1 protein-coding gene is annotated in these 1136 nt (G+C 25.9%); it reads left to right on the plus strand.

What is annotated here, in order from left to right; genetic code table 11:
- Positions 1-321 precede the first annotated feature (321 nt).
- The coding region (locus tag BM072_RS15385) for a replication initiation protein (RefSeq protein ID WP_092910824.1) at positions 322-1136 on the plus strand (815 nt) is incomplete at its 3' end.

Genomic DNA, 1136 nt, shown 5'->3' on the forward strand with positions numbered 1-1136 from the left:
AAGCTCCCAAAAGTGATTTTTCGAAGAAAATCACACCCTTAAAAACTAAAAAATTACCATGTTTTTGTATTAATTAAACATAGCTTATCTAACATAACTTATCGACTTTCGACAAAAAACGGATATATATTTGTTTTTCACAAGTGTTACAAGGTTTTAAAAAAGTCTAAGTACGAGTTTTTGAATACTTAAGTACGAGTTTTTGAATACTTTTTTAAAAGTTAAAAACGAGTTTTTGAATACTTTTGACGAGTTACGTTTTTACAACTCGTTTTATTTATTATATTTGTATTCATCAACTCGTAATAAAATTATTACTCTATGAAGATCAATAATAAAGAAGTCCTACAGTCTTATATTTTAACTACAGCTAAATATGATTATTCAGTCTATGAAAAACGTATATTATACAGATTGATTGAAGTTTTTCAGAAATACACTACTGGTAATAAGCTTAATGACAAAGTTATTATTCAAAAAGATTTGTTTGATGTAAATATAGTTACATTACCTGTTTCAATGTTTTTAGTAAATGAGGTCGATAAAAATCATCATAGAATTAAAGAAGCGTTAATACGATTAGAGAATAAAATATTTGAATACGAAGATGACACTACTTGGCAATTAATTAGACTTATTTCGGAACCTAAAATAGAAAAGTATGAACAAACTGCTACTTTTAGAATTAATCCAAAAATTGTAGAAGCTTTTTTAGATTTTTCAAAAGGATTTAAAAAATATGAGTTAAAAATAGCAATGGAATTTGAAAGCGTTTATTCTATGCGTTTTTATGAATTACTATCTAATCAAAAAACTCCTATTAATTACTCTATCGATACTTTAAAAGATCTATTTAAAGTGTCAGAAAAATATAAAAGAATAAATGATTTTTTTAGATACGTAATAGAGCCAGCAAAAAAAGAACTTGACAAATGTAGTCCTTATACTTTCCATTATGAATCAATTAAAACAGGTCGTAAAATTACAGGTATTCGTTTTATCCCGATCCATCAACCCCAATTTGAAGATGAGTCATTGAAGAAACAAAAAGCAATGAAACAAATGTCAAATCGTTGGTTTATTCCTAAAAACATAGAAGATTATTTAAAGTACAATTACGAGTTTACCGATAAAGA

Origin of the sequence: Algoriella xinjiangensis, assembly GCF_900115015.1 — a bacterium.
In the GTDB taxonomy this organism is placed as follows: domain Bacteria; phylum Bacteroidota; class Bacteroidia; order Flavobacteriales; family Weeksellaceae; genus Empedobacter; species Empedobacter xinjiangensis.